The organism is Tabrizicola sp., from assembly GCF_022842145.1.
Classification (GTDB): Bacteria; Pseudomonadota; Alphaproteobacteria; order Rhodobacterales; family Rhodobacteraceae; genus Tabrizicola.
This window is the reverse complement of the sequence record NZ_JALHQD010000012.1, coordinates 40,826-63,011: the sequence shown is the minus strand read 5'-3', so window position 1 is coordinate 63,011 and position 22,186 is coordinate 40,826. Positions and strand designations below refer to the sequence as shown.

At 63.3% G+C, this 22,186-nt stretch carries 25 protein-coding genes; 15 read left to right on the top strand and 10 right to left on the bottom strand.

What is annotated here, in order from left to right; all coding sequences use genetic code 11:
• Nucleotides 1-163: 163 nt before the first annotated feature.
• Nucleotides 164-859 (bottom strand): HAD family hydrolase, encoded by a 696-nt coding sequence (locus tag Q0C42_RS20760; protein WP_295080711.1) that lies wholly within the window; start codon nt 857-859, stop codon nt 164-166.
• A 106-nt stretch (nt 860-965) separates the two neighbouring features.
• Between Q0C42_RS20760 and clpS the strand changes: the two genes are divergently transcribed.
• The 3 genes from clpS to Q0C42_RS20745 are packed head-to-tail and all read left to right on the top strand — an operon-like array spanning nt 966 to nt 3,138.
• Nucleotides 966-1,286, top strand: a complete 321-nt coding sequence (clpS, locus tag Q0C42_RS20755; RefSeq protein WP_295080708.1) for an ATP-dependent Clp protease adapter ClpS — start codon at nt 966-968, stop codon at nt 1,284-1,286.
• Nucleotides 1,287-1,331: 45 nt separating this feature from the next.
• Entirely contained in the window at nt 1,332-2,312 is a 981-nt protein-coding gene (locus Q0C42_RS20750) for a class I SAM-dependent methyltransferase (RefSeq protein ID WP_295080705.1), read from the top strand.
• Nucleotides 2,313-2,325: 13 nt separating this feature from the next.
• Entirely contained in the window at nt 2,326-3,138 is an 813-nt protein-coding gene (locus Q0C42_RS20745; RefSeq protein WP_295080702.1) for an SDR family oxidoreductase, read from the top strand.
• On the opposite strand, the gene Q0C42_RS20740 is transcribed toward Q0C42_RS20745, so the two are convergent.
• Nucleotides 3,139-3,531: a hypothetical protein gene (locus Q0C42_RS20740; RefSeq protein ID WP_295080700.1), complete on the bottom strand. Its 393-nt coding sequence runs from the start codon at nt 3,529-3,531 to the stop codon at nt 3,139-3,141.
• A 75-nt stretch (nt 3,532-3,606) separates the two neighbouring features.
• On the opposite strand from Q0C42_RS20740, the gene hemF reads away from it, so the two are divergent.
• On the top strand, nt 3,607-4,467 hold the full coding sequence (hemF, locus tag Q0C42_RS20735) for an oxygen-dependent coproporphyrinogen oxidase (protein WP_295080697.1): 861 nt from the start codon (nt 3,607-3,609) through the stop codon (nt 4,465-4,467).
• A 4-nt stretch (nt 4,468-4,471) separates the two neighbouring features.
• Nucleotides 4,472-4,822 carry a hypothetical protein gene (locus tag Q0C42_RS20730; protein ID WP_295080694.1) on the top strand — a complete coding sequence of 117 codons (351 nt, stop codon included), beginning with the start codon at nt 4,472-4,474 and terminating at the stop codon, nt 4,820-4,822.
• A 60-nt stretch (nt 4,823-4,882) separates the two neighbouring features.
• On the opposite strand, the gene Q0C42_RS20725 is transcribed toward Q0C42_RS20730, so the two are convergent.
• From Q0C42_RS20725 to Q0C42_RS20700, 6 genes are read right to left on the bottom strand one after another with little or no spacing between them, the layout of a single operon-like run.
• Nucleotides 4,883-5,158 carry a hypothetical protein gene (locus tag Q0C42_RS20725; RefSeq protein ID WP_295080691.1) on the bottom strand — a complete coding sequence of 92 codons (276 nt, stop codon included), beginning with the start codon at nt 5,156-5,158 and terminating at the stop codon, nt 4,883-4,885.
• The gene (locus tag Q0C42_RS20720) at nt 5,155-5,832 is read right to left on the bottom strand and encodes a hypothetical protein (RefSeq protein ID WP_295080688.1); all 678 of its coding nucleotides are present in this window, start codon (nt 5,830-5,832) and stop codon (nt 5,155-5,157) included. Before Q0C42_RS20720 ends, Q0C42_RS20725 begins: the two co-directional genes overlap by 4 nt.
• 39 nt (nt 5,833-5,871) lie before the next feature.
• Complete coding sequence (locus Q0C42_RS20715; RefSeq protein ID WP_295080685.1) at nt 5,872-7,308, bottom strand: APC family permease; 1,437 nt, start codon at nt 7,306-7,308, stop codon at nt 5,872-5,874.
• Entirely contained in the window at nt 7,305-7,490 is a 186-nt protein-coding gene (locus Q0C42_RS20710) for a hypothetical protein (RefSeq protein WP_295080683.1), read from the bottom strand. The genes Q0C42_RS20715 and Q0C42_RS20710 overlap by 4 nt, the downstream gene beginning before the upstream one ends.
• 6 nt (nt 7,491-7,496) lie before the next feature.
• Complete coding sequence (locus tag Q0C42_RS20705) at nt 7,497-7,874, bottom strand: hypothetical protein (protein WP_295080680.1); 378 nt, start codon at nt 7,872-7,874, stop codon at nt 7,497-7,499.
• A complete protein-coding gene (locus Q0C42_RS20700) occupies nt 7,874-8,128 on the bottom strand; it encodes a hypothetical protein (RefSeq protein WP_295080678.1) in 255 nt (84 codons plus the stop codon). Before Q0C42_RS20700 ends, Q0C42_RS20705 begins: the two co-directional genes overlap by 1 nt.
• Before the next feature lie 265 nt (nt 8,129-8,393).
• On the opposite strand from Q0C42_RS20700, the gene Q0C42_RS20695 reads away from it, so the two are divergent.
• From Q0C42_RS20695 to glnT, 4 genes are read left to right on the top strand one after another with little or no spacing between them, the layout of a single operon-like run.
• Nucleotides 8,394-9,290, top strand: a complete 897-nt coding sequence (locus tag Q0C42_RS20695; protein ID WP_295080676.1) for a glutamine amidotransferase family protein — start codon at nt 8,394-8,396, stop codon at nt 9,288-9,290.
• 4 nt (nt 9,291-9,294) lie between these two features.
• Nucleotides 9,295-9,984: a GXGXG domain-containing protein gene (locus tag Q0C42_RS20690; RefSeq protein ID WP_295080673.1), complete on the top strand. Its 690-nt coding sequence runs from the start codon at nt 9,295-9,297 to the stop codon at nt 9,982-9,984.
• Between the two features lie 9 nt (nt 9,985-9,993).
• On the top strand, nt 9,994-11,322 hold the full coding sequence (locus Q0C42_RS20685; protein ID WP_295080670.1) for an FMN-binding glutamate synthase family protein: 1,329 nt from the start codon (nt 9,994-9,996) through the stop codon (nt 11,320-11,322).
• A 48-nt stretch (nt 11,323-11,370) separates the two neighbouring features.
• A complete protein-coding gene (glnT, locus tag Q0C42_RS20680; protein WP_295080667.1) occupies nt 11,371-12,678 on the top strand; it encodes a type III glutamate--ammonia ligase in 1,308 nt (435 codons plus the stop codon).
• Between the two features lie 224 nt (nt 12,679-12,902).
• On the opposite strand, the gene Q0C42_RS20675 is transcribed toward glnT, so the two are convergent.
• Both Q0C42_RS20675 and Q0C42_RS20670 read right to left on the bottom strand, forming a co-directional pair.
• Nucleotides 12,903-14,471, bottom strand: a complete 1,569-nt coding sequence (locus tag Q0C42_RS20675) for a phospholipase D family protein (protein ID WP_295080664.1) — start codon at nt 14,469-14,471, stop codon at nt 12,903-12,905.
• A 79-nt stretch (nt 14,472-14,550) separates the two neighbouring features.
• Entirely contained in the window at nt 14,551-14,913 is a 363-nt protein-coding gene (locus tag Q0C42_RS20670; RefSeq protein WP_295080661.1) for a cupin domain-containing protein, read from the bottom strand.
• Nucleotides 14,914-15,025: 112 nt separating this feature from the next.
• Here Q0C42_RS20670 and Q0C42_RS20665 point away from each other — a divergent pair, with 112 nt between their 5' ends.
• From Q0C42_RS20665 to Q0C42_RS20640, 6 genes are all read left to right on the top strand, one after another.
• Nucleotides 15,026-15,439: a universal stress protein gene (locus tag Q0C42_RS20665; protein ID WP_295080658.1), complete on the top strand. Its 414-nt coding sequence runs from the start codon at nt 15,026-15,028 to the stop codon at nt 15,437-15,439.
• Between the two features lie 182 nt (nt 15,440-15,621).
• Nucleotides 15,622-16,965 carry an NAD(P)/FAD-dependent oxidoreductase gene (locus tag Q0C42_RS20660; protein ID WP_295080655.1) on the top strand — a complete coding sequence of 448 codons (1,344 nt, stop codon included), beginning with the start codon at nt 15,622-15,624 and terminating at the stop codon, nt 16,963-16,965.
• Nucleotides 16,966-17,211: 246 nt separating this feature from the next.
• A complete protein-coding gene (locus tag Q0C42_RS20655) occupies nt 17,212-18,600 on the top strand; it encodes an ammonium transporter (protein ID WP_295080652.1) in 1,389 nt (462 codons plus the stop codon).
• A 13-nt stretch (nt 18,601-18,613) separates the two neighbouring features.
• The gene (locus Q0C42_RS20650) at nt 18,614-18,778 is read left to right on the top strand and encodes a hypothetical protein (protein ID WP_295080649.1); all 165 of its coding nucleotides are present in this window, start codon (nt 18,614-18,616) and stop codon (nt 18,776-18,778) included.
• A gap of 336 nt (nt 18,779-19,114) precedes the next feature.
• A complete protein-coding gene (locus Q0C42_RS20645) occupies nt 19,115-20,878 on the top strand; it encodes an APC family permease (RefSeq protein WP_295080647.1) in 1,764 nt (587 codons plus the stop codon).
• Nucleotides 20,879-21,034: 156 nt separating this feature from the next.
• Nucleotides 21,035-22,171: an aminomethyltransferase family protein gene (locus Q0C42_RS20640; protein ID WP_295080644.1), complete on the top strand. Its 1,137-nt coding sequence runs from the start codon at nt 21,035-21,037 to the stop codon at nt 22,169-22,171.
• Nucleotides 22,172-22,186 lie beyond the last annotated feature (15 nt).

Below are 22,186 nucleotides of genomic sequence, written 5' to 3'. Positions count from 1 at the left end.
TATTCTGCCTCAGCTGGAAAGCTAGCACAGGAGTGAGCGTCCTAAAACCCAAAAATACCAATGGCTTTCAAGCATTAGTTCATGCAGTTGCGTGAATGCAGCACAATTTTGCCGACGACAGCACATCTTGGGCAATACTGCGCCGGTGGCCCTAGCTGTGGGGCTATCCTTGCAGTCCGCGGACAAGATCGGGCAGTGCGCCCAGGTGGGGAAGCACGTGGAAGCGGCGATGGTCCACGGGAGCAGCGGCGGCTTCGAACGCCCATTCATGCTCATGCGGGACGTGGACACCCCAGGCCCCTGCCTGCAGGGCCGGGATGACGTCTGATTTCAGCGAGTTGCCCACCATCAGCGCCTGGTCCGCCCCGGTTCCGTGGCGGGCAAAGACCGTGCGGTAGGTGGCCTCGGTCTTGTCCGAGACGATCTCGACGCCGTCGAAGAGGTCGCCCAGACCGGACTGGGCCAGCTTCCGTTCCTGGTGCAGAAGGTCGCCCTTGGTGATCAGGACCAGGCGGAATTCCCCAGATAACGCGGTCACGGTGGCGCGGGCATGGGGAAGAAGCTCCATCGGGTGTTCCAGAAGATCGCGGCCCATCGCCACGAGGTCGCCGATGACGCTGGCAGGCACGCGGCCCTCGGTCACCTCGACAGCCGTCTCGATCATCGACAGAGTGAAACCCTTCACGCCAAAGCCGTAATAGTCGAGGTTCCGACGCTCTGCCGCCTCCAGCCGCGCGCGCAAATTCTGCGGGTCGGCATGGTCCTGCAGGACCTGCAGGAAGCGATCTTGGGTCAGCCGAAAGAAGGTTTCGTTCTGCCAAAGTGTGTCGTCTGCATCGAAGCCGATCGTGGTCAGCATGTCCGCCCCTTTTCGCCGCGCCAAAAGAGGCTATATTTCGCAGGTCAGTTGCAACCCCGAATCCCACTCCCGGAGCCCGCATCCCGTGTCAGTCCGCCCAACGACCATGTCCGACAAGACGGATGGCCCGGGGAACGACACCTCGATCCTGACGAAAACCAAGACCAAAACCCAGCGCCCGCCGATGTACAAGGTGATGCTGCTGAACGACGACTACACTCCCATGGAGTTCGTCGTTCACGTGCTGGAGCGGTTCTTCGGGCTGAACCACGCCCAGGCGTTCGAGATCATGCTGACGGTCCACAAGAAGGGCCTCGCGGTTGTGGGCGTCTTCAGCTTCGAGGTGGCCGAGACCAAGGTGGCTCAGGTGATGGACTTTGCGCGTCGCCACCAGCACCCGCTGCAATGCACGATGGAAAAGGAATGACCTGTCGTGCCGTGATAAGGGGACCAGGGGCCTGAGGCCCCGCCCATGCGTTCCGCAAGATTGTCCCTGGCGCTGCAAACCGGCGCACTGGACCTGCCGTCCGAAGGCAGGATCGCGGTCTATCGGCCGCGGATCGGCGACGATTTGTCCGACCTGCCGCGCGACCGGGTGACGGTCCTGACCGGGTTCAAGCCGGACCACGACCATTTAGGCTCCATGTATTCGGTCACGGAAGAGCCGCCGTATGCGGCGGCGATCGTGTGCCTGCCCCGGTCGCGTGAGGCGGCGCGGGGTCTGATCGCGCGGGCGGCGGCGGAGGTCGCGCCGGGTGGCTGGATCGCGGTCGACGGGCAGAAGACCGACGGGATCGACACGGCGCTGAAGGACTTGCGGGCGCGGGTCGATCTGTCGGAAAGCCTGTCGAAGGCGCATGGCAAGCTGGCGTCCTTCCAGGCTGGGCCCGACCTGTCGGACTGGCTGGCCAAGTCACATCAGGTGGATGTTTTCCAGACGCTGCCCGGCATCTTTTCGGCCGATGGACCGGATCCGGGATCGGTGCTCCTCGCCTCGGCCCTTCCGGTAAAGCTGGGGGGCAAGGTCGCTGATCTGGGGGCCGGTTGGGGGTTCCTCGCGGCGGAAGTCCTGAAGCGTCCCGGAGTCAAGAAACTGGATCTGGTCGAGGCCGAGGCGGATGCGCTGGATTGCGCGAAGGTCAACATCACCGACCCCCGCGCCCGATTTCATTGGGCGGATGCGACGACGTGGCGGCCTGAAACGCTGCTGGACGTCGTGGTGATGAACCCGCCCTTCCACAAGGGCCGCGAAGCCGACCCGGCGCTGGGCGCCGCCTTCATCCGGGCCGCCCGGCGGATGCTTGCCCCGAGTGGAGAGCTCTGGTTGGTCGCGAACCGCCACCTGCCCTATGATGCCGTGCTGTCGGACAACTTTCTGGAGGTCCGCGAGGTGGTCACCCAAGGCGGCTTCCGCGTGATCCAAGCCATCAAGCCCAAGCGGGCCAAACCGTGACACGAGGCTAGCCATGTCCTTTTCCGTTTCCGGCAAGACTGCCATCGTCACCGGCTCGGCCTCGGGCATCGGGCTGGCCATCGCCCGGCATCTGGTGGACAAGGGCGCCAACGTGATGTTCGCCGACGTGGACGAGGACCGGCTTGAGTCCGAGATCGGCGAAGAGGCCCGGGCCGAGGGACTGATCCGCATGTTTGCGGGCGACCTGACCGAGAAGCTGACCATTGCCAATCTTCTGTCAGCCACCATCGACGCGTTCGACCGGGTGGACATCCTCGTCAACGCCAACCGCCGCACGGCCGTATCGGATATCCTGAACCCCGAGGCTGACGGGGTTGAAGAGCTGTGGAAGCACAACGTGCTTTCCGCGCTGCGGATCTCTCAGATGACGGCCAAGCGGATGATCCAGCACGCGCAGCGGGCCGAGGTCGAAGAGGGCACGATGCTGGGCTCGATCATCAACCTGTCGTCCATCGCCTCGCAGGCGACGCGGCCGGAACTGCTGGCCTATTCGATGGCGTCGGCGGCGATGGACCAGATGACACGCTCGATGGCGGTGGCTTTGGCGCCGCGCGGTATCCGGGTCAATGCGGTCGCCTTCGGCAGCGTGATGAGCGCCAGCCTGCAGGCCGCGCTGAAGGAGAACCCGGCTTTCCGCGACGAAATTACCGATTCCACGCCGCTTGGACGGATCGCCGCCCCCGCTGAACTGGCCGAGGCGGTGCAGTTCCTGGCGTCCGACGCGTCCGGTTTCATCACCGGACAGGTGCTGACGGTGGACGGCGGGCGCGGGCTGCTGGACGCGGTCAGCGCGCCAGCCCACTGATCACTCCGGATACTGTGCCTTGCACCGTGCGGTGACCGCTTCGGCCTGACGGACAAGCTGCGTCCGCTTCGCCTTCAGGCTGTCCAGCTTCCGCGCCTCTTCGTTCAGATCGATTGCCTTGGGCCGTTTCTCGGACACCGCGCGCTCGTCCAGGCAAAGCCTGGGCGGTTGTGCAGGCTCGCCTTCCGCTGGCGCTGGCTGGGGGCAATAGGCCCAGTAATCTTCGTAGACCGTTACCGTCTCGAAGGCATAGCCGCGGGCCAGGTTTCCTTCGGATTCGGCGATCAGTCGGTCCACGGTGCGCAAGTCGCGCGTGTTGCGGCTGATACACTGCTCTTGCGGGGTGCCACAGGCCGCCAGGGTGGCAATTGTCAGTAAAAGCAGCCGTTTCATGGCTCTCTCCTCTAACAGTGGAAAGCGGCGCGCCGGGGTGCTAGGCATGCGGCGTCAACATTCGAGGACACAAGCATGACCGATCCCATCGACAGTCGCAACGCCGTCGCCGCCGCCTGGTTCCGGACGCTGCGCGACCGTATCGTCGCGGCATTCGAGGGGCTTGAGGACAAGTATGCCAAGGGCACTCCGGGCCGGTTCGAGGTGACGCCCACCTCCCGTGCGGATGGCGGCGGCGGCATCATGAGCGTGATGCGCGGCGGCGAGGTCTTCGAGAAGGTCGGAGTGAACTGGTCTGAGGTGCATGGCGTGCTGGGCGAAAAGGCCCAGCGGGCGATGGCTGCGCGCGGCGTGCCGGGCATGGACAGCGACCCGCGGTTCTGGGCCAGCGGCATCAGCCTGGTGGCGCATATGGTCAACCCGCATGCGCCAGCCGTCCACATGAACACCCGGATGTTCTGGACCCCCGGCGCCTGGTGGTTCGGCGGCGGGTCGGACCTGAATCCCTGCATCGAATATGCCGAGGACACCGCGCATTTCCATGCCGAGATGCAGGGCGCCTGCGATGCCCACTCGCCGGAGTACTATGCAAAGTTCAAAGCCTGGGCCGACGAGTACTTCTTCATCCCGCACCGCGGTCGGGCGCGCGGCGTCGGCGGGATCTTCTACGACGACCTGAACACCGGTGACTGGCACCGCGATTTCGCCTTTACCCGCGCGGTGGGCGAGGCTTTCCTGCCCGCTTTCCTTCCGGTGACGGAACGCCGCGTCCAGACCCCCTGGACCGAAGCCGACCGCGAGGTGCAACTCCAGCACCGCGGCCTTTATGCCGAATACAACCTGGTCTACGACCGGGGCACCAAATTCGGGCTGGAGACGGGCCACGATGCCAACGCCGTGCTGATGAGCCTGCCGCCCATCGCCAAGTGGTACTAGGCGCATGGCCGATATCACGGTGAAGGCGGCCTACGGATCGGTCGTCGAGGACGAGGGCGAGCTTTTCATCGGCTTTGCCCAGGGCGAGCACGAAGACGAGGGCTATGTCCTGTTCCGCCAGCCCGTCGTCGGCGGACCGATCTGGTTCGAGGCGAGTGACGAGACATTCGGGGCCGAAGATGCCGTCGAAATTGTTGTCGCGGGGCCGAAGGGCTTCGAGGTGACGATCCGGGCTGACAAGCGCGGGGCATATGGCTTTGCGGCGACGGTTGCGGTCCGGGTCGGGCCGGGCTGCGAGGACGGGCCCGAGGCGCTGGCGGCGCTGAAGGCAATGCTCGGGGATCTCTGGACGTAGGCTCGTCGTGCGTCTTCGACTTCTCCTCGCAGGGCCACCATTCAGCGACGAGAGACGAAGTCACCGAGGAGCGTTCGCGTGGCTCCACACCGCGTGGCGGATGCGCGCGGTCTTGTAGGCGTCCAGCACTGCCATCGCCCAGACAAACAGCCCGCCCGCCATTTTGCCCACGAAGGACACGTCGGGCGCCGCGGTCTTTAGAGTGAAACCGCCCAAGAGGATAGCAAAGCACACGAAGATCAGCCCGCGCACTGGCTGGCGGTTCAGCACCTGACCCATGCCGGGCAGGACCACGGCGACGGCAAGGACGAGATAGGGGTTCAGCGGCGGTTTCATGCGGGGGCCTTGGCAAGGGTCAGGACATCTTCGCGCAAGGCCGCCAGCCTGTCGAGCAGCGGCTCCAGTCTTGCGGGATCAAGGGGCAGGCGGCCCATCTCGGCTTCGCGGAAGATGAGGAAGCGGCCACGGTCGGCCTCTTCGGCCAGGATCACGATGCGCAGGCCCTTGGGGGAAAGGACGAGTTCCTTGACGCGGGGGTCTTCGAACAGGTCGGCATGACTGGCCAGCAGGTCGGGTGGCGGAATGCGGGTGGCGTCGTCGCTGCGGATGGCAATCTCTTTCGGCAGCTCCGGCGGGGTGGGCAGCGACTGGGCGAGGTCGGCAAAACGCGTGAAGGGCTCGTTGCCGGACGGACGGGCCAGAAGGTCCAGCGTGGCCTTCAGCGGCAGCGGCTCGGGCAGGGTCACCAGCACCCACAACGCGGGAAGCTTCCGGAAGGTCAACGTGTCGGGGACGGCCTGAAGGTCGAAGGACAGGCCGTTGCGACGGCCGGTCATGCGGGGAAAGCCGGTCGGCTGCACGCGCGTCTCGCCGCCGTCGAAGAGGCGTTTCACCGCGGCGAAATAGCCGGCCCGGGCGGCAGTGCGGGCGCGGGCTTCGCGGATCAGGCGGAAGCCAAGCCAGAGGCCCAGGGCGGCGAGGGCGAGGCCAAGGGGAATGAGGGGGGACATGGGAAAAGGCCCGCCCCTTCCGGGACGGGCCGCTGGTCCTTAGTAGCCGCGTGGTTTCGGCCAGGGCATGGTGAACTGCGCCCCCCGGTTCACGAAGCGGTAGCGCCAGAAGTGGAACCACAGCGACACCACGATGTAGAAGCCGATCATCGCGACAAGCTGGGTGCCGTAGCCCAGGAACACCGCGAAGAAGGTCACGGCGCACAGGGTCAGAAGCGTCAGGGCCGGGATCGGGTGGAACGGGTGTTCATAACCGCGCTTGATCGTCTCCAACGGCCACTTGCGCCGGAAGAGGATGATGTTCAGCGGCATGAAGGTGTAGCCGAGAAGGCCCGAGAGGATCGAGAAGGTGATGACCTGGTCCAGCGGCGCGCCAAGGGCGAAGATCAGCGCGATGGGGACAAGGAAGACGATCGCCCGGTAGGGGGTGCGGTACTTCGGGTGAACCGCGCCGAACCAGCCGGGCAGGTACTTGTCGCGGCCCATGGCGAACCAGGCCCGCGAGGCGTCGTTGATGCAGCCGTTGGCCGAGGCGAGGGTGGCGAAGAGGGTGCCGAAGCCCAGAAGCCAGACCAGCGCGATCGATCCTGACAGGCGTGCCGTGTCAAAGAGCGGTGCCACCGATCCGTTCACACCGTCGCCCAGGAACTCCCAAGGCAGGACGCCGGAGCAGACGTACCAGGTGAGGGTTGCCGCGATGAGGAGAGTCATGATCCCGGCCAGCGTGCCAAACGGGAGCGCGCGGGCGGGGGAGCGGACTTCCTCGGCGGCCTGGGTCGTGCCCTCGATCCCCAGGTAGTACCAGAGGCCGAAGTGCATGGCGGCGAGAACGCCGATCCAGCCGTAGGGAAGTTCGTGACCTTCAAAAAGGGCCGCGTGCTCCATGATCCCGCTGCCGACAAGCCCGGTGGTCGAGACGAAGAGGACAATGATCGCGATGAAGGCTATGGCGGTGATGACCAGGTTGAAGGTCAGCGTTGCCAACACGCCGCGGTAGTTCAGCCAGGCCAGGAACATGATGACGAGGATGATGAAAGGCCGCTGGTCCAGGGCATCGGCGTGTCCCGTCATCGAGGCGACGACGGAAAAGAGGTAGCCGGCGGTTATTGCGTTGGCGGCTTCCAGCATCGTGTAGGCGAAGACAAGGTAGAGGCCGACGTTGAACGCCATCAAGGGTCCGATGATGTGCTTGGCCTGGGTGTACTGCCCACCCGCCGAGGCGACGGTCGAGGTGACCTCCGAGTCGATCATGGCGACGCAGGAATAAAGGATCCCCGCAAACCAGCAGGCAATCAGCGCGGCATAGGCGCCGCCTTTGCCGACGGCGAAGTTCCAGCCCATGTATTCGCCGACCAGAACGATCCCGACGCCAAGCGCCCAGACGTGAGCGGGCCCAAGGACGCGCAGCAGGCCGACCTTGGTGCCATGCGGCCCCATGCCGTCCATCGTGGTTGAGGTGATGTCGACCTGGGTCATGATTTCATCCCATGCTTTTCGGCGTGCTCTTCGGCCATCGCCTCAAGCTCGCCTTCGCGGGATGAGGTGAGGACATCTTCGGAATAGCTGCTGTCAGTCTTCAGCCAGTCGATTGCCATGTGCAGTCCAAAGGCCGCCGAAAGCCCCCAGGCGCCGTATTCAATCCAGTTCCACAGGTCCATTTCGGCTTACTCCCCGAATTTTTCTGAAATGACCTCGCGGTATTCCACTTCGGAAAACCGCAGGATCAGGAAGTAGTACAGCAGGATGACCGCGATCATCGTCAGGAGTGCGGTGACCGAGAAGCTGTAGTCGAAGCGCGCAAGGATCAGATCGTGCGCGGTCTCGGGTGTGTAGCCGAGGGCCTCGTATTTGGCGGACTGTGCCTCGTTCTGGCCCAGAGCCTCCCATGTCGGGTTCGCGACCGGGGTGGCGACGGATTTGGCCGCGCCGGCCATTCCCATCCAGAGCGGCACGAACAGCGCGCCGACGGTCAGGACGACCAGCACCACGACGTCGAAAAGCTGGCTGGCCTTGCCCTGCTTCGGAGGTTGGTAATGTGCCATCAGCGTCTTCCCTTCGCTTCGTCCAGGAACTTGATGTCGAGGCCGTACATGAAGTCGCGGTCTTCGCGGTAATGCTTCAGCATCGCCAGGATGGCGGCGGTGTTGAAGATCAGGATGATCGCACCGCCGATCAGAAGCAGGGTGCGCGCCGTGCTGTTCGGGGCCAGGTCCCATGTCGCAAGCGCAACGAAGATAACGGCGCACCAAAGGCCGATGACGAACGCCCATGCCACAAGCACGTCGCGTCGGTGCATCGCCTCAATCCGCTGATTAAGGTCTCCCACAGTTTCCTCCCTTGGGCGCTTCCTGAGATCCGTGCGACGCGGCCCCGACGTCTTTCCCTGCACGGCAAAATTGTTTTCCTCAGGGAAAGCCACCTGCGACATTCTGTCAAGAAAAACCGCAGGTGCCTACGGATTAAGCAGCGTTTTTCCCGACAGGTGAAAATTGTTTCTTACCAGTTGATACGGCGAAAACTCGGTGCTAGCGTCATCGCAACAACGTGAGGGAGACGAATCCATGTGTGGTATCGTTGGACTTTTCCTAAAAGACCCGAAGCTGGAACCGCAGCTGGGTGCCATGCTGACGGACATGCTGATCACCATGACGGACCGCGGGCCGGACAGCGCGGGGATCGCGATCTACGGCGGGGCGAAGGATGGTCTGGGCAAGCTGACAGTCCAGTCGGCCCACCCCGAAAAGGATTTCAAGGACCTGGACGGCGACATGCACCACGCAATCGGCCAGCCTGTCACCATGAAGATCAAGTCCAGCCACGCCGTCCTGGAAGTGCCGATGGACCAGATGGAGGCCGCCCGCTCGGCCCTGTCGCACTTGCGTCCCGGCGTCAAAGTGATGAGCGCGGGCGACAGCATCGAGATCTTCAAGGAAGTCGGTCTGCCCAAGGATGTGGCCGCCCGCTTTGACGTCGCCAAGATGAAGGGCACCCACGGCATCGGCCATACCCGCTTGGCGACCGAATCCGCCGTGACCACGATGGGCGCGCACCCGTTCTCGACCGGATCGGACCAGTGCCTTGTCCACAACGGCTCGCTGTCCAACCACAATGGCGTCCGGCGCGAATTGAAGCGCCTGGGCATGACCTTCGAGACCGAGAACGACACCGAAGTCGGGGCGGCCTTCATCAGCCACAAGCTGCAGACCGGCGAGACGTTGGGCAATGCGCTGGAAGCCACCTTGACCGATCTGGACGGGTTCTTCACGTTCGTCGTCGGCACCAAGAACGGTTTCGGCGTCGTGCGGGACCCTATCGCCTGCAAGCCAGCCGTCATGGCCGAAACCGATCAGTATGTCGCCTTCGGATCGGAATACCGGGCGCTGGTGAACCTGCCGGGCATCGAGGACGCCCGCGTCTGGGAACCGGAACCCGCCACTGTCTACTTCTGGGAGCGTTGAGAGAATGCAGAGTTTCGATCTGGGGCAGGAAGGGCTGCGCGCCCTCAATTCCTCGCTTCACGCCCTGAAGGGCCAGACCAACATGACGGCCTGGGAAGTCATCAACCCGAAAGGCGCGCATGCGATTGCCGCCGGGGTGGATGCGCCGGTGGACATCACGGTCCGTGGGTCGACCGGATATTACTGCGCCGGGATGAACAAGCAGGCGACGATCCGGATCAAGGGCAGCGCCGGGCCGGGCGTGGCCGAGAACATGATGTCGGGCACCGTCATCATCGACGGCAACGCCAGCCAGTATGCCGGCGCGACGGGACGGGGTGGCCTGTTGGTCATCAAGGGCAATGCCTCCAGCCGCTGCGGCGTGTCGATGAAGGGGATCGACATCGTCGTCCACGGCTCCATCGGCCACATGTCGGCCTTCATGGCGCAGTCGGGCAACCTGGTGGTCCTGGGTGACGCAGGTGATGCGCTGGGTGACTCGCTTTACGAGGCGCGGCTGTTCGTGCGCGGTTCGGTAAAGTCGCTGGGTGCGGACTGCATCGAAAAAGAGATGCGGCCGGAGCACATTGCCTTGCTCACCGATCTTCTGAAGCGCGGCGAGGCGGACGGGAAGGCAAAGCCGGAAGAGTTCAAGCGTTATGGCAGCGCCCGGAAGCTGTACAACTTCAACATCGACAATGCGTCGGCCTATTGAGGCAATGGAATGACCGATCTTCCCCGTACCCCGCCCCGTTACTCGGCGACCTTCACCCCGGCGGTAAACGCAGAAATCCGCCGCGCTGCCGCCTCTGGCATCTATGACATTCGCGGCGGCGGTACCAAGCGGCACCTGCCGCACTTCGATGACCTTCTGTTCCTTGGCGCCTCGATCAGCCGCTATCCGCTGGAAGGTTACCGCGAGAAATGCTCGACCGACGTCTGGCTTGGCACCCGCTTTGCCAAGAAGCCGATCCACCTGGACATCCCGATCACCATCGCCGGGATGAGCTTCGGTGCCCTGTCCGGTCCCGCCAAGGAGGCCCTTGGCCGTGGCGCATCGGAAGCCGGCACCTCGACCACCACCGGCGACGGCGGGATGACCGAGGAAGAGCGCGGCCATTCCAAGACGCTGGTGTATCAATACCTGCCTAGCCGCTATGGCATGAACCCCGACGACCTGCGCCGGGCGGATGCGATCGAGGTTGTGGTTGGTCAGGGCGCGAAGCCGGGTGGCGGTGGGATGCTTTTGGGACAAAAGATCAGCGACCGCGTGGCCAACATGCGGAACCTGCCGAAGGGGATCGACCAGCGGTCGGCCTGCCGTCACCCGGATTGGACCGGGCCGGATGATCTGGAAATCAAGATCCTGGAACTACGCGAGATCACCGATTGGGAAAAGCCGATCTACGTCAAGATCGGCGGCGCGCGGCCATACTACGACACGGCTCTGGCTGTGAAGGCGGGCGCGGATGTGGTCGTTCTTGACGGCATGCAGGGCGGCACCGCAGCGACGCAGGACGTGTTCATCGAACATGTCGGCATGCCGATCCTGGCCTGCATCCCGCAGGCCGTGAAGGCGCTGCAGGACCTTGGCATGCACCGCAAGGTGCAGTTGATCGTCTCGGGCGGCATCCGGTCAGGCGCCGATGTGGCCAAGGCGATGGCCCTGGGCGCGGATGCGGTTGCCATCGGGACGGCGGCGCTGATCGCGCTGGGCGACAACGATCCCGTCTGGGAAGAGGAATACCAGAAGCTCGGCACCACCGCCGACGCATATGACGACTGGCACGAGGGGAAGGACCCCGCGGGGATCACCACTCAGGACCCGGAGCTGTTCAAGCGCTTCGATCCCGTCCTGGGCGGGCGTCGCCTGAAGAACTACCTCAAGGTGATGACGCTGGAAGCGCAGACCATCGCGCGCGCCTGCGGCAAGAACCACCTGCACAACCTCGAGCCCGAGGACCTTGTCTCGCTGACGATCGAAGCGGCAGCGATGGCCGGGGTTCCCTTGGCGGGCACCAACTGGATACCGGGGCGGAACGGCGGCTTCTAAGGCCGCCCTTTCCTACAACAACCAAAAAGACGACAGGGAGTTACAGTGATGGCGAAGGACCTTGCCAAGTGGGCCAAGGAAAAGGGCGTCAAGTATTTCATGGTCTCCTACACCGATCTCTTCGGTGGGCAGCGTGCGAAACTGGTGCCGACGCAGGCGATCAACGACATGGCGGTGGACGGGGCGGGCTTTGCCGGCTTCGCGACTTGGCTTGACCTGACGCCTGCGCACCCCGACATGATGGCGGTCCCCGACCCGGAAGCCGCCATCCAGCTGCCCTGGAAGAAAGAGGTTGCCTGGGTCGCTTCGAACTGCGTCATGGAAGAACAGCCGCTGGCGCAGGCCCCGCGAAACGTCCTGCGCCGCCTGATCGACGAGGCAGCCAAGGACGGTCTGCGGGTGAAAACCGGGGTCGAGCCCGAATTCTTTCTGCTGACCCCGGAAGGCGACAAGATCGCCGACCCCTACGATACGGCCGAGAAGCCCTGCTACGACCAGCAGGCCGTCATGCGCCAGTATGACTGCATTTCCGAGGTCTGCGACTACATGCTGGACCTGGGCTGGGAGGCCTACCAGAACGACCACGAGGACGCGACCGGGCAGTTCGAGATGAACTGGAAGTACGACGACGTCCTGCAGACCGCCGACAAGCACAGTTTCTTCAAGTTCATGATGAAGTCCGTCGCCGAAAAGCACGGCCTGCGCTGCACCTTCATGCCGAAGCCGTTCAAGGGGCTGACCGGATCTGGTTGCCACGCCCACATCTCGGTCTGGAGCCTGGACGGGTCGACGAACGTCTTCGCCGACAAGTCGAAGGAACTGGGGCTGTCCGAGCAGGGCCGCAACTTCCTGGGCGGGATCATGAAGCATGCCTCGGCCTTGGCGGCGATCTGCAATCCGACCGTGAACAGCTACAAGCGGATCAATGCGCCGCGGACCTCGTCCGGCGCGACCTGGGCGCCGAACACGGTGACCTGGACCGGGAACAACCGGACCCACATGGTCCGCGTTCCGGGACCGGGGCGGTTCGAGCTGCGGCTGCCCGATGGGGCTGCGAACCCTTACCTGATGCAGGCTGTCATCCTGGCGGCGGGTATCGATGGGGTGCGGACCAAGGCTGATCCGGGCAAGCGGCACGATATCGACATGTATCAGATGGGGCACACGGTGAAGAACGCGCCGAAGCTGCCGCTGAACCTGTTGGATGCGCTGCGGGAGTATGACCGCGACAAGACCCTGAAGTCGATGATGGGCGAGGAGTTCTCGACCGCCTTCCTGAAGCTGAAGCACAAGGAATGGAACGACTACTGTTCGCACTTCTCGGCCTGGGAGACGCAGAACACGCTGGACATCTGAGTCTGCCCACGGTGGTGGTCGCGGCGTGGCCAATGATATCAACGACTTGCTCGCGGGCGTACACGACTTCTTAACACCTTGCGGCGGGTGGACTTACCTGACCTGAACCCCCAACTGGCCCCGGAGCGATCCGGGGTTTTTCTCGTTGCAGGTGGCTGATCCGCTGGTGCTACAGGCCCGAAGCCGCCGTGCGCGCCTACAGAAGGCGCATCAGGGCCTTGCGGTCACATCATCCAATCCAGAGGCAACACACCGATCAAACGGACCATGAGGCGGTCGAACCACGTGGTGTTGGGCTCGGTCGCATGGACCACCTGCGCGCCGTTTTGATCCCGCGCTGCCCATTCCAGGCTTCCCTCCGCGGACAGACGCAGCGCGTAGGCGTCCTGGCCCATGACCTGATCCACCGCCTTCGTGACCGCCGCCGCAAAGGTCGGGCTTTCAATGAGCAGGCCCATTTCGGTGTTCAGCCGCGCTGAGCGGGGGTCGAAGTTGAAGGACCCGATAAAGAGCCGTTTGCCATCGATTGCAATGACCTTGGAATGAAGCGAGGAGGCGGAGCCCGCAAGCAGGCTGGCCAGCGTCTGGTCCTGTTGCGGGATCAGCGGGTCAACCCTGAGTTCGCCCAAGGCAACTCCGCCTGCCAGCAGTGCGGGGCGATATTCGGCGTAGGAGCCGTGGACGGCAAAGACATCCGTTGCTTCCAGCGCGTTGGTCAGCACCCTGACCGCAACCCCTTGCGCCGCCAGACCGGTCAAGAGGTCGGTTCCTCCAGGCCCCGGCACGAAATAGGCCGAGACAAGATCGACCGAAACACGGGGGCGGGTTTCGTCATCCGCCAGAATTGCCGCCAGCCGCTGGATCAGCAGCCCACCCGGACCCGGCTGACCAAGGCCCTTGCCGGGGTGATCGACTACTAGTGTCACCTGGGCCCATTCGATCGCATCCCGCCCTTGCAAAAGGGTTCTGATCAAAGGGGACTCGGCGATAGCTGCCAGATAAGGCGCAGCAAGATCGGCGGCCTTGACCCCAGCTACGGCGGAAGTCAGACGCGCCATGCCGTCGGGTGCCGGGGAGAGGATCAGATCTGCCGGATAGGCCGAGGCGCTGTTCCAATAGGCATCGAACGCAGTCGAGACATCCGCTGCCGCCGGGCCAAGGGCCATCACATCGGTGTCGATGTAATGCTTGTCCGGTCCGAAGGCGAAATAGATGTCGCCGACGTTCCGTCCGCCGACAACGGTTGCCGCGCCGTCCGCCGTGAAGGACTTGTTGTGCATCCGTCGGTTCAGCCGGACAAAATCGAAGCTGTAGGACAAAAGTTTCGGGCGGCGCAGGGTGAAAGGATTGAACAGGCGCACCTCGAAATTCGGCTGGTCGTCCAGCGCGCGCAGGGAGGCGTCCAGCCCTGCAATCCCGTTGTCGTCCAGTAAAAGCCGAACCCTGACCCCACGCGCGGCGGCGGCGCGCAATTCCTCCAGCAGGAGGTAGCCGGTCGTGTCGGCCTGCCAGATGTAAGACTGCACGTCGAGCGACTGCTGGGCCGTCCGCGCAAGCAGCATCCTTGCGGCAAAGGCCTCGCCCCCGCCCGCCAGAGGGATGACACCGCTTTTTCCCGGATGAGCCGCCTGCGCCCGGAGGACGGCAGCGCCGATCTTGGTGTTGGTCGTGGCGGGGAAGGCTTCGGTGACTTCGATCCCCTGTCGGGGTGGCAGCGGCAGTAAAAGCCCGAGTGTCACCACAACCGCGGCAAGTCCGGCCAGTAGGATAAGAAGGGTGCGAAGGAACGCCACGCTGTGTCACCGTGAAACCTGAGAACGGGATAGCAAGCTTTCGGACCGCAGGCCACCGTGTCGGGGCGTGGTGTCCGACCTACTCCACCGGCGTTTCGGCACCCGCGATGTGGACGGCCAGCAGGCAGCCGTTCGGGCTGTAGGAGTTGTGTTCCGTCCCGTCGCGGTAGAACACCATGTCTCCGGCGCGCAGGATGGTGCCGTCGCTTTCGTGCAGCTCGCCCTCCAGGATCAGGAACTGCTCGTGCCCGTTGTGGCGGTGGCCGCGCGTCGTCATGCCGGGGGGCATCCGGTAGACGTGGAAGCCCACGCCGAGCGGTTGGCTGTCGTCGAGTTGCAGGACCACGTCCCCCAGCGCCACACCGTCCGGATAGACGAAGGGCGTAAAGGCGGCCTGGTGGATATTGGCGATACGGCGGTCCTTTGGGTCGATCGACTGCATGGCGCGCTCCGGCGATTTTACCTGTGGGTGAACTTTCTTGACGCAGGTCAAGGCGGACAGGGGCATTTGGTGGTCTGCAGGGTGCGACGTCAACCGGGACAAGGGTGAAGCCATGACGAAGAAGATCCTGTGTCCGACCGATGGGTCGGATCATGCCAATCTGGGAGTGATCCAGGCTGCGGAACTGGCCAGACTGACCGGCGCACATCTGACGATCTGCGCGATCAACCTGGCGCTTGGCGGTGCTCGCGGGCCGCTGATCAACCAGTGGAGCGATGAGGAGGCCGAGGGCGTGTTGCAGAAGGCCGCCGCCGAAGCGAAGGCCGCCGGTGCGACGGACATGAACACCGTGGCCGTGGTTTCCCGCAGCGCCGGTCCGGCGATCATCGCCTATGGCGAAGAGATCGGCGCGGATCACATCGTGATGGGCACCGGCGACAAGCGCGGGGTGAAGCGTCTGGTCCTGGGCTCGGTCGCGGCGGAAGTCGCGGGTCAGGCGCATTGCACGGTGACCATTGCCCGATAGCCGCGCTTGCGCTTAGAATTCATGCAGAGGTTGCAGATGGACCCCGGAAAACTGATGTGTTCCGGGGTTCATTATGTTTACCAGCAGGAAGAAGATTTGACACAGGCGCAACTTTGTCTCTAGGCTGACGCAAAACCAGCGCGCCCTACGCGTGAAAAAAGACTCACCATCCGGAGGTTACCATGAAGAAGAGAGTTGCCGTCATCGGAGCGGGGCCGTCCGGCCTTGCGCAACTGCGCGCGTTCCAGTCGGCCAAGGCGAAGGGCGAGGATATCCCCGAGGTCGTCTGCTTCGAGAAGCAGTCGAACTGGGGCGGCTTGTGGAATTACACCTGGCGCACGGGCCTGGATGAGCACGGCGAGCCGGTGCATTGCAGCATGTACCGCTACCTCTGGTCGAACGGCCCGAAAGAGGGGCTGGAGTTCGCCGACTATTCCTTCGAGGAACACTTCGGCAAGCAGATCGCCAGCTACCCGCCGCGCGCAGTGCTGTTCGACTATATCGAAGGCCGCGTGAAGAAGGCGGGCGTGCGCGACTGGATCCGCTTCTGCACCACGGTGCGGATGGTCAAGTACAACGAGGACAAGGGCAACTTCACCATCACGGTGCATGATCTGAAGGCCGACCGGATGTACTCCGAGGACTTCGACAATCTGATCGTCGCGAGCGGTCACTTCAGCGTGCCGAACGTGCCGGAATATCCCGGCTTCGACAAGTTCAACGGTCGCGTGCTGCACGCCCACGACTTCCGCGACGCGCGTGAATTTTCGGGCAAGGACCTGCTGATCCTGGGGTCGTCCTACTCGGCCGAGGATATCGGGTCGCAATGCTGGAAGTACGGCGCGAAGTCGATCACCGTGGCTTACCGGAACGCTCCGATGGGGTTCAACTGGCCCGACAACTGGAAGGAAGTCCCGAAGCTGGAGCGGGTGGATGAGACGACGGCCTACTTTGCGGACGGGACCTCGAAGAAGATCGACGCGATCATCCTGTGCACGGGCTACAAGCACCACTTCCCGTTCCTGCCCGACGATCTGCGGCTGAAGACGGCGAACCGGCTGGCCGCGGCGGATCTGTATAAGGGCGTGGCATGGGTGCATAATCCGAAGTTGTTCTACGTCGGCATGCAGGACCAGTGGTTCACCTTCAACATGTTCGACGCGCAGGCCTGGTGGGTGCGCGATGCGATCATGGGCAAGATTGCCATTCCGACGGACAAGGCTGTCCTGCTGAAGGACGTCGAGGACCGGGTACGCCATGAGGACGAGGGCAAGGATGCCCACGACGCGATCCACTATCAGGGCGACTATGTGAAGGAGCTGATCGCCGAGACGGACTATCCGTCCTTCGACGTCGACGGCGCCTGCGAGGCTTTCTTCGAGTGGAAGGAACACAAGAAGAAGGACATCATGGCCTTCCGCAACAACGCCTACAAGTCGGTCATCACCGGCACGATGGCCCCGGTTCACCACACCCCGTGGAAGGATGCGCTGGAAGATTCGATGGAAAGCTACCTGCGCAACTGAAGCAGGCTTCACGACAGGAAAGGGCCCCGGCATCGTCCGGGGCCCTTTGTCGTTCCGATTCATCTCTGCCGATTTTCCGGGCAACCGCCCGGTGTCTTGCCTTGGCGGGGCGCAGTTCGCGCGGCGGATGTCAAAGCCAGGAAACCTTGTTGCCCGGGATGAAGGGGCGAGTGCGCTCTGTGTGGTTAACTGTCTCCACCAGCTGCCCGGCATGCAACAGCGGCAGCGACAAACGGGGAGACGATCATGGAAGAACAGATCGCGGCCTTGACCGCGGAGCTTGCCGCCATGAAGGACAGCCTGGCCGGGTTGAACCGGACGACGGCAGAAACCTTCTACTGGCTGACCATCCCGCTGATGGTGCTGATCCATGCGGGGTTTCTGTCCTACGAGATGGGGGCAAGCCGCGCAAAGAATGCGCTGGCCTCGGGGATCAAGAACATCCTGGCTTTCGCCTTCATCATCCCGACCTTCTACTATGCCGGCTGGTTCATCTACTGGGCCTTTCCCACCGGCTTCAGCATGACGCCGGGGCCGATTGGCACCTCGGGTCTGGAGTATGCGATCGGGGCTGCCAATCCGGCCGGTTCGGTGATGGGACCGAACGTGGCCGACAGCGCGACGGGCGTGTTCTTCGGGGCCTTCGCCATGTTCGCGGCCACCACGGCCAGCATCATGTCCGGCAGCCTGATCGAGCGGATCCAGATCGTCGGCTTCACCATCCTTGCCATCGTGTTGGGCAGCTTCGTCTGGATCCTGGGTGCGGCCTGGGGCTGGCACGCGGATGGCTGGCTGGTCACGGCCCTTGGCTACCATGACTTTGGCGCTTCGGGCGTCGTGCACGCCATCGCGGGCTTCTTCACGCTGGGCGTGCTGATCAACCTTGGCGCGCGGATCGGAAAGTTCAATCCGGATGGAAGCGCCAACGCCATCGCCGGACATTCGATGCCAATGGCGCTGGTCGGGCTGATGCTGATCATCGCGGGCTTCTGGGGATTCCTGATGGGTTGCGTGATCTTCCCCGGCGAGCCTTGGAGCTGGGGGTCCGGTATCTTCCATTCGATCTACGGCACGCCGGTCACGTTGTCGGGCATGACCTTCAACATCCTGATGGGCTTTGCCGGGGGTGCGATTGCGGCCTGGGTGATGACGCATGACCCATTCTGGATGATGTCGGGCGCGCTGGGTGGCATCATCTCGGTCGCGGCGGGACTGGACCTGTACTGGCCGCCGATGGCCTTCGTCATCGCGATGATCGGCGGAGTGATCATGCCGCTGGTCGCGGGTTACGTCGAAAAGCTGCAGATCGACGACGCGGTGGGCGCGGTGGCGCTGCACGGCGTGGTGGGTCTGTGGGGCGTGGTCGCTGTGGGCATCTTTGCCAGCGGCTATCCCGCACTGACAGCTGAAGGTGCGCCGACGATCACGCTGTACGGGCAGGTCATCGGGGCCCTCGTCATGGCGGCGCTTGGCTTCATTCCGGGCTATCTGGTGTCCCTGGCCCTGAAGAAGCTGGGGCTTCTGCGAGTCCCGCAATCGGCCGAGATCATGGGCCTCGACAAGGTCAAGGTCCCGGTTCAGGCCTATCCCGAATTCCTGGGCGCGAACCCGCCGCCCGCAACCCCTGCAGAATGAGAGGACCACGGACATGCTGATCGGAACAAGCATTACAGACTGGAGCACGGTCGATGGCGCCTATTACGCGGGACAGGGGACCGAGGCGATCTGGCTTGGCCTGTCGATCCTACTGTGTGTCGTAGCTTTGGTCGCGGGGGCCCGCCATGAGAAGGCGGCCTACAAGAAGGCTGGCTGACACAGGTCGTGCTTGACGAGTGGGACCTGACTTGGGTCAAGTGAGCGGACTCTGGCGCTGCCGGAGTCCGCGATCCCTTTTGCACACGCTTTGCGTGTGACAGCTTTGGGAAACATTTATTCGCACAAATAAAATTTTCCTCGCCTTGTGGCCGCGACCGTGCTTTTCTCGCGCCGTCGGGCCGCTGGCAGTGCCACCTGACATGCGTCGGACGGGGAAAAGGCTGGGGAACCGGAAAAACACAAAATCCGATGCCGCAAAGCAATCTGGTCATTCGAAAAAAGCAGGGCAGTCAATAAGCCCGGATCGGATCGGCCATCCAACAGGAGTGAGGGAATGACGACTGAAACTGGATCGGGCCAAATGGTCCGAGCGCTAAGCTGGAAGGGGGCCTTCTGGGTCGCCGCCGGTGTGCCGCCACTGGTGCTGTTTTCGATTGGCGGAATTGCAGGAACGACGGGGAAACTGGCCTTCGCGGTCTGGATGATCTCGATGGTCATGGGGTTCCTGCAAAGCTTCACCTATGCCGAAATGGCGGGGATGTTCGGCAACAAGTCGGGCGGGACCTCGGTCTACGGGGCGACGGCCTGGCTGCGCTATGGCAAGCTGATCGCGCCCCTGTCGGTCTGGTGCAACTGGTTCGCCTGGTCGCCGGTGCTGTCCTTGGGCTGTGCCATCGCGGCGGGCTATATCCTGAACGCGCTGTTCCCGATTCCCCTGGCCGACAGCCAGCCGGTAATCGACTGGGTGACAGCGAATCTGGCCAGCTACACCGCCGAGACGCAGTCGGTCATCGACTATATGGCCGCCAACGCGGGCGTGGCGGTCGAGGATGCGATCAAGGCGGTCGCGGCGACGGATGGCGTTACGGCCCTGACCCCGGCCTTCCGGGTCTGGGAAGCTTTCCAGATCACCATACCGGGGCTGGGTAACCTCCACTTCAACTCGACATTTGTGATCGGCGTGATCCTGATGCTGATCATCCTGATGATTCAGGAGCGCGGCATCGCATCGACGGCGTCCGCGCAGAAGTATCTTGCGATCATCGTGCTGGTTCCGTTGCTGCTGGTCGGTCTGGTGCCGATCCTGACCGGGTCGATCAACTGGATGAACGTCACCAACCTGGTTCCGCCGACGGCGGCCTATTCCGGGGTGGATGGCGAGTGGAACATCGGCGGCTGGACGCTGTTCCTGGGCGGCATGTACATCGCCGCATGGTCGACCTACGGGTTCGAGACTGCGGTCTGCTACACCCGCGAACTGAAGGACCCGAAGACCGATACGTTCCGGGCGATCTTCTACTCGGGCCTTCTGTGCATCGTGTTCTTCTTCCTGATTCCGTTCTCGTTCCAGGGCGTGCTTGGGCAAGAGGGGATGCTGGCCTCCGGCATCGTCGACGGAACTGGCGTGGGCGAGGCCTTGGGCAACATGATCGGCGGCGGGCCGGTGATCACCCAGATCTTCGTCATCCTGATGATCATGGCGCTGTTCCTGGCGATCATGACCGCCATGGCCGGGTCGTCGCGCACACTTTACCAGGGCTCGCGTGATGGCTGGCTGCCGAAGTATCTGGGCGAGGTGAACAGCCACGGCGCGCCGCGCAACGCGATGTGGACGGACTTTGGCTTCAACGTGATCCTGCTGGCGCTGGCCTCGGACATCGGGGGGTACTTCTACGTCCTCGCGATTTCGAACGTCGGCTACATCCTGTTCAACTTCCTGAACCTGAACGCCGGCTGGATCCACCGCATCGACAGCGCCCATATGGAGCGTCCGTGGAAGGCTCCGACCTGGTTGATCGGGGTGAACACGCTGCTGGCCTTCGTCAACGCCCTGTTCCTGGGTGCGGGCGCGAAGGTCTGGGGCTACGAGAACGCGCTGTGGTCGGGTCTGATCTTCGCGGCCTTCATCTTCCCGGTGTTCTGGTATCGCCACTACTTCCAGGACGGCGGGAAGTTCCCGAAGGAAGCCTACGACGACATGGGACTGGCCTACGGCGACCTGGGCGAGCGGAAGGCGGGGATGCTGCCCTATCTGGCCCTGCTGCTGGGGGCCGTGGTGGTGCTTTGGTCCAACTGGTTCTTCGTGCTGCCTGTCTGACGGAAAAAAACGCTTTGGATCAGGCCGTCCTTCGGGACGGCCTTTTTCTTGGGCGGATGTTTTCTGAGAAGAAAGAATGTTGCACTTCATTATTGCTTTCTGGCGGGAATCGCCTGAGACTGTCGAAAAATCACCAATCAAAAGGGGAGGGTGTAAATGACGAATTCCTGGCGTTTCTCGGCACTGATGGACCGGCATCGGGCCCTGGGTTCAAATCTGGAAGACTGGAGCGGGATGGGAACCGCTTGGTCCTACTCCAAGGGTGACCCGGATGCCGAATACATGGCGATCCGCACCAAGGCCGGATTGATGGATGTGTCTGGCCTGAAGAAGGTTCACATCACCGGCCACGCCGCGTCGCATGTGATCGACCGGGCGACGACCCGCGATCCGGACAAGATCGCGCCCGGCAAGTCGGTTTACGGCTGCATGCTGAACGACGCGGGCAAGTTCGTTGACGACTGCATCATCTACCGGATGGGACCGAACTCCTACACCGTCGTGCATGGGTCCGGTCAAGGCCATGAGCAGCTGACGATGGCCGCGACGGGCCGCGATGTCTCGATCCGGTTTGACGACAACCTGCACGACCTGTCGCTGCAGGGTCCACTGGCGGTGGACTATCTGGAGAAGCACATCCCCGGCGTCCGCCAGCTTGCCTACATGGGCCACATGCCGGCGATGCTGTTTGGCAAGCCGATCACGCTGTCGCGCACCGGTTATACCGGCGAGCGTGGGTACGAGATTTTCTGTCGCGGTCAGGACGCGGGCGAAATCTGGGACCGCATCCTGGAAGAAGGCGCCAGCATGGGGATCATTCCCTGCCGCTTTACCACGCTGGATATGCTGCGGGCCGAGAGCTACCTCTTGTTCTTCCCCTTCGACAACTCGGAAATGTATCCGTTCGAGAACGAGGGCCCCGGCGACACGCTGTGGGAGCTGGGCCTCGACTGGACGGTGACCAAGGGCAAGACCGGCTTCCGCGGCGCCGAGGAGCACTATCGCCTGCAGGGCAAGGAACGCTTCAAGATCTATGGGCTGAAGCTTGAGGGCAAGAACGTCCCGGGCAACGCGCCCGTGTTCAAGGACGGCAAGAAGATCGGCGTCGTGACGCAGCCGATGTACTCGCCGTTGAACGACTGGGTCGTGGCGATTGCCCGTCTGCCGGTCGATTGCGCGGTGGATGGCGTCGAGGTGGAAGTGCGCTGCGGGACGCATGGCCCGATCAAGGCCGTGACCCATTCGCTGCCCTTCTACGACGTGGAGAAGAAGCGCCGTACCGCGAAGGACTGATCTTTTGGGGCCCGC

Excerpts from the sequence above, each read along its gene's own strand:
- Q0C42_RS20745 (WP_295080702.1), top strand. The coding sequence starts at position 2,326 with ATGTCCTTTTCCGTTTCCGGCAAGACTGCCATCGTCACCGGCTCGGCC.
- Q0C42_RS20685 (WP_295080670.1), top strand. The coding sequence starts at position 9,994 with ATGACCGATCTTCCCCGTACCCCGCCCCGTTACTCGGCGACCTTCACC.
- Q0C42_RS20760 (WP_295080711.1), bottom strand. The coding sequence starts at position 859 with ATGCTGACCACGATCGGCTTCGATGCAGACGACACACTTTGGCAGAAC.
- Q0C42_RS20650 (WP_295080649.1), top strand. The coding sequence starts at position 18,614 with ATGCTGATCGGAACAAGCATTACAGACTGGAGCACGGTCGATGGCGCC.
- Q0C42_RS20640 (WP_295080644.1), top strand. The coding sequence starts at position 21,035 with ATGACGAATTCCTGGCGTTTCTCGGCACTGATGGACCGGCATCGGGCC.
- Q0C42_RS20730 (WP_295080694.1), top strand. The coding sequence starts at position 4,472 with ATGGCCGATATCACGGTGAAGGCGGCCTACGGATCGGTCGTCGAGGAC.
- Q0C42_RS20695 (WP_295080676.1), top strand. The coding sequence starts at position 8,394 with ATGTGTGGTATCGTTGGACTTTTCCTAAAAGACCCGAAGCTGGAACCG.
- Q0C42_RS20705 (WP_295080680.1), bottom strand. The coding sequence starts at position 7,874 with ATGGCACATTACCAACCTCCGAAGCAGGGCAAGGCCAGCCAGCTTTTC.
- Q0C42_RS20750 (WP_295080705.1), top strand. The coding sequence starts at position 1,332 with ATGCGTTCCGCAAGATTGTCCCTGGCGCTGCAAACCGGCGCACTGGAC.
- Q0C42_RS20720 (WP_295080688.1), bottom strand. The coding sequence starts at position 5,832 with ATGTCCCCCCTCATTCCCCTTGGCCTCGCCCTCGCCGCCCTGGGCCTC.
- Q0C42_RS20710 (WP_295080683.1), bottom strand. The coding sequence starts at position 7,490 with ATGGACCTGTGGAACTGGATTGAATACGGCGCCTGGGGGCTTTCGGCG.
- Q0C42_RS20665 (WP_295080658.1), top strand. The coding sequence starts at position 15,026 with ATGACGAAGAAGATCCTGTGTCCGACCGATGGGTCGGATCATGCCAAT.
- Q0C42_RS20655 (WP_295080652.1), top strand. The coding sequence starts at position 17,212 with ATGGAAGAACAGATCGCGGCCTTGACCGCGGAGCTTGCCGCCATGAAG.
- Q0C42_RS20670 (WP_295080661.1), bottom strand. The coding sequence starts at position 14,913 with ATGCAGTCGATCGACCCAAAGGACCGCCGTATCGCCAATATCCACCAG.
- Q0C42_RS20740 (WP_295080700.1), bottom strand. The coding sequence starts at position 3,531 with ATGAAACGGCTGCTTTTACTGACAATTGCCACCCTGGCGGCCTGTGGC.
- Q0C42_RS20645 (WP_295080647.1), top strand. The coding sequence starts at position 19,115 with ATGACGACTGAAACTGGATCGGGCCAAATGGTCCGAGCGCTAAGCTGG.
- clpS (WP_295080708.1), top strand. The coding sequence starts at position 966 with ATGTCCGACAAGACGGATGGCCCGGGGAACGACACCTCGATCCTGACG.
- hemF (WP_295080697.1), top strand. The coding sequence starts at position 3,607 with ATGACCGATCCCATCGACAGTCGCAACGCCGTCGCCGCCGCCTGGTTC.
- Q0C42_RS20700 (WP_295080678.1), bottom strand. The coding sequence starts at position 8,128 with ATGCACCGACGCGACGTGCTTGTGGCATGGGCGTTCGTCATCGGCCTT.
- Q0C42_RS20725 (WP_295080691.1), bottom strand. The coding sequence starts at position 5,158 with ATGAAACCGCCGCTGAACCCCTATCTCGTCCTTGCCGTCGCCGTGGTC.
- Q0C42_RS20715 (WP_295080685.1), bottom strand. The coding sequence starts at position 7,308 with ATGACCCAGGTCGACATCACCTCAACCACGATGGACGGCATGGGGCCG.
- Q0C42_RS20660 (WP_295080655.1), top strand. The coding sequence starts at position 15,622 with ATGAAGAAGAGAGTTGCCGTCATCGGAGCGGGGCCGTCCGGCCTTGCG.
- glnT (WP_295080667.1), top strand. The coding sequence starts at position 11,371 with ATGGCGAAGGACCTTGCCAAGTGGGCCAAGGAAAAGGGCGTCAAGTAT.
- Q0C42_RS20690 (WP_295080673.1), top strand. The coding sequence starts at position 9,295 with ATGCAGAGTTTCGATCTGGGGCAGGAAGGGCTGCGCGCCCTCAATTCC.